Source organism: Devosia sp., from assembly GCF_041917035.1.
GTDB lineage: Bacteria > Pseudomonadota > Alphaproteobacteria > Rhizobiales > Devosiaceae > Devosia_A.
Window position 1 is genome coordinate 1 of sequence record NZ_JAYRYM010000323.1, and the last position, 3,614, is coordinate 3,614.

Sequence of the window (3,614 nt, forward strand, 5' to 3'; positions counted from 1 at the left end):
GCGCGCTTCATCGAATCCTCCGTTTGTTCGCAGATGAACAAACGTCGCGAGGCGAGGCAAGCCCGGCCGATCAGCCGGGCACGGAGAAGCGCTCGTCGAAGGCATAGCCGGCGCCACGCACGGTGCGGATCGGATCGGCATCGCGGTGGCGGTTGATCGCCTTGCGCAGGCGGCCGACATGCACGTCGACGGTGCGCTCGTCGACATAGACATCGTTGCCCCAGACGCCGTCGAGGAGCTGTTCGCGCGAGTAGACGCGGCCGGGATGGCGCATCAGGTACTCGAGCAACCGGTACTCGGTCGGCCCGAGATGGACCTCGCGTCCCCCGCGCCGGACGCGGTGGCTGGTGCGATCCAGCTCCAGGTCGCCGGCCTTGAGCACGGCGGTCACCAGCTGCGGGCTGGAGCGGCGGAGCAGCGCGTTGATGCGGGCCAGCAGTTCCGGGATCGAGAAGGGCTTCACCACATAGTCGTCCGCACCGGTCGCGAGGCCGCGCACCCGCTCCTCCTCCTCGCCGCGCGCGGTGATCATGATGATCGGCGTGCGCGCCGTCTCCTCACGGGCCCGCCAGCGACGGCACAGCTCGATGCCGGAGAGGCCGGGAAGCATCCAGTCGAGCAGGATCAGGTCGGGGACACCGTCGCGGATGCGCTCCACGGCCTCGTCACCGGATGCGGCCGTGACCACGCGGAATCCCTCGGCCTCGAGGTTGTAGCGCAGCAGCAGGGCGACATCGTCCTCGTCTTCGACGATCAGGATGGAGGCGCTCATGGCGTGCTCCTAGCGCGGCGAGCGCTGCTGGGCTTCGGCAGCCAGGTGCAGCCCCGTCTCGAGGTAGTAGGCAGCCTCGGCGATGTTGGTGGCGTGGTCGCCGACACGCTCGAGGCTCTTGGCGCAGAACAGCAGATGCGTGCACTGGGTGATGTTGCGCGGGTCTTCCATCATGTAGGTGAGTAGCTCGCGGAACAGCGAGGTGTGGAGCGCATCGACTTCGTCGTCGCGATTGCAGACCTCGACGGCCGCCTTGCTGTCGCGGGCGAGGTAGGCGTCGAGCGCCATCTTCAGCTGGCGCGCCACCAGCTCGGTCATGTGCTTGACGCCATTGTAGAACTTGGGCGCGAGGCCGAGCGTCTCGATCTGCAATGCACGCTTGGCCAGTTGCTTGGCCATGTCGCCGGTGCGCTCGAGGTCGTTGGCGACCTGGATCGCGGTGACCACCATTCGCAGGTCGGCGGCCATGGGTTGGCGGCGCGCGATTATGGACACCGCGGCATCGTTGATGTGCTGCTGCATCTCGTCGATGCGCTTGTCGAACTCGCGAATGTCCTGGGCGCGCTGGTGGTCGAGCCGCAGCAAGGCGGAGGCGGATTCTATGATCGCCTGCTCGACCAGGCCGCCCATCTCCGAGATGGACTTGCTGAGATTGGTCAGTTCGTCTTCGTAGGACGAGACGATATGCTCTTTGAGCGTGGACATGGGTGTGATCCTCGTCAGCCGATACGGCCGGTGATGTAGTCCTGCGTCTGCTTGTTCTTGGGGTTGGTGAAGATGTCCTCGGTCTTGCCTTCCTCGATCAGCTTGCCGAGGTGGAAGAAGGCCGTCTTCTGGCTGACGCGCGCCGCCTGCTGCATGGAGTGGGTGACGATGACGATGGTGAAGTTCTCGCGCAGCTCGTCGATCAGTTCCTCGATCACCGCCGTGGCGATGGGATCGAGCGCCGAGCAGGGCTCGTCCATCAGCAGCACCTCGGGCCGGGTAGCAATGGCTCGGGCGATGCAGAGGCGCTGCTGCTGACCGCCCGAGAGGCCGGTGCCGGGCTCGTTCAGGCGGTCCTTCACTTCGTTCCACAGACCGGCGCGGCGCAGCGAGGAATGGACGATTTCGTCCATCTCGACCTTGCTGCGGGCCAGCCCGTGGATGCGCGGGCCGTAGGCGACGTTTTCGTAGATCGACTTGGGAAAGGGATTGGGCTTCTGGAACACCATCCCGACGCGGGCCCGCAGCTCGACCACGTCGATGCCCCTGTCGTAGATATCCTGGCCGTCGAGCGTGATGTTGCCCGTGACCCGGCAGATGTCGATGGTGTCGTTCATCCGGTTGAGGCAGCGCAGGAAAGTCGACTTGCCACAGCCGGACGGTCCGATGAGCGAGGTAACCTGGCGCCGCGCGATCTCGAGATCGACGTCGAACAAGGCCTGCTTGTCCCCGTAGAACACGCTGACCTTCTCGCCCCGCATGGCGGCGCCACCGCTCGCAGCGGAGGCCGTCTGTGCCAGGGTGGGGTTGGCTGCGGTTTCTTGCATTTTCGACGCTCCTTACGCGTGGGCGGCAGGTCGGACTACCAGCGGCGCTGCAGTCGTTGACGAAGGAATATGGCGATACCGTTCATGATCAGCAGGAAGGCCAGCAGGACCAGGATGCCGGCCGAGGTACGCGAAACAAAGCCGCGTTCCGGACTGTCGGCCCAGATGTAGATCTGCGTGGGCAACGCGGTAGACGCCTCGAGCACTCCGCCGGGCGGGCTGGTGATAAAGGCGTTCATGCCGATCAGCAGGAGCGGTGCCGTCTCGCCCAATGCGTGCGCAAGGCCGATGATGGTGCCGGTCATGATGCCGGGCAGCGCCAACGGCAGGACATGGTGCATGATCACCTGGTGGCGCGATGCGCCCATGCCGAAGGCCGCCTCCCGGATCGAGGGAGGCACCGCCTTCAGGGCATTGCGGGTAACGATGATGATCGTGGGCAGCGTGATGAGCGCCAGCACGAGGCCCCCGACCAGGGGCGCCGAGCGCGGCAACCCGAACACCTGGATGAATACCGCGAGGCCGAGCAGGCCGAATACGATCGATGGCACGGCGGCGAGGTTGTTGATGTTGACCTCGATCACGTCGGTCCAGCGGTTCTTGGGCGCGAACTCCTCAAGGTATACGGCTGCGGCCACGCCCACCGGGAAGCTGATGATGAAAGAGACGAGGATGGCATAGAACGTACCGGTGATCGCCCCGGCAAGACCGGCGAGTTCGGGGAAGCGGCTATCGGCATTGAAGATCAGTCCCCAGTTGAACGGCGTGCTGACGCGACCCTGTGTCACCAGCGCATCGAACCAGGCGATCTCCTCGTCGGTGACGCGGCGATTCTCCTCCGGCGTGGCCCGATCGATCACGCCCTTGTTGAGCTGGTCGAACGGATCGGAAAGCGGCACCTCAAGCGTGACGGTCTTGCCGATGACGGACGGATCCCGGACCACGGCGTCGCGCACGAAGAACTGCGTGTTGTTGGTCATCAGCTTGGCGGCATCGCGCAGCTTGGGACCGGTGAGCTCGGGCCAAAGTAACTTGGCGCCATCGGAAACGATCGCGCGCCAGTTGCTCTTGGACAGGTCGTCGGCATTGATGTGCTCGGCCGAGATCGGGAAATCGACCCGGGCGTGCGTCTGGACGAAGGCCTGGGCGCCGCCGATGATCAGGGTGACGAGCAATACCCCGAGCAGCCCGACGGCACTGAGAATGGCGACGATGCCGTAGAGGCGCAGCCGTGCATCGGCCGCGTAGCGACGCCGTCGCAGGTCGGCGGCCGTCTGGCTGCGAATCCCCTGCTGGTCGGCCATGGCGAC

General features: G+C 65.3%; 4 protein-coding genes. All 4 read right to left on the reverse strand.

Annotation, left to right across the window (positions count from 1 at the left end; genetic code table 11):
- Positions 1-70: 70 nt before the first annotated feature.
- The gene (gene phoB / locus ACE3TU_RS20305; protein WP_374627551.1) at positions 71-772 is read right to left on the reverse strand and encodes a phosphate regulon transcriptional regulator PhoB; all 702 of its coding nucleotides are present in this window, start codon (positions 770-772) and stop codon (positions 71-73) included.
- A gap of 9 nt (positions 773-781) precedes the next feature.
- Positions 782-1,477 (reverse strand): phosphate signaling complex protein PhoU, encoded by a 696-nt coding sequence (phoU, locus tag ACE3TU_RS20310; RefSeq protein ID WP_374627553.1) that lies wholly within the window; start codon positions 1,475-1,477, stop codon positions 782-784.
- A 14-nt stretch (positions 1,478-1,491) separates the two neighbouring features.
- Positions 1,492-2,238 (reverse strand): phosphate ABC transporter ATP-binding protein PstB, encoded by a 747-nt coding sequence (gene pstB, locus ACE3TU_RS20315; protein WP_374627555.1) that lies wholly within the window; start codon positions 2,236-2,238, stop codon positions 1,492-1,494.
- A 101-nt stretch (positions 2,239-2,339) separates the two neighbouring features.
- Complete coding sequence (gene pstA, locus ACE3TU_RS20320; RefSeq protein WP_374627557.1) at positions 2,340-3,608, reverse strand: phosphate ABC transporter permease PstA; 1,269 nt, start codon at positions 3,606-3,608, stop codon at positions 2,340-2,342.
- Positions 3,609-3,614 lie beyond the last annotated feature (6 nt).

Coding starts and splice junctions, on each gene's coding strand:
- phoB (WP_374627551.1), bottom strand. CDS start 772: ATGAGCGCCTCCATCCTGATCGTCGAAGACGAGGACGATGTCGCCCTG.
- phoU (WP_374627553.1), bottom strand. CDS start 1,477: ATGTCCACGCTCAAAGAGCATATCGTCTCGTCCTACGAAGACGAACTG.
- pstB (WP_374627555.1), bottom strand. CDS start 2,238: ATGCGGGGCGAGAAGGTCAGCGTGTTCTACGGGGACAAGCAGGCCTTG.
- pstA (WP_374627557.1), bottom strand. CDS start 3,608: ATGGCCGACCAGCAGGGGATTCGCAGCCAGACGGCCGCCGACCTGCGA.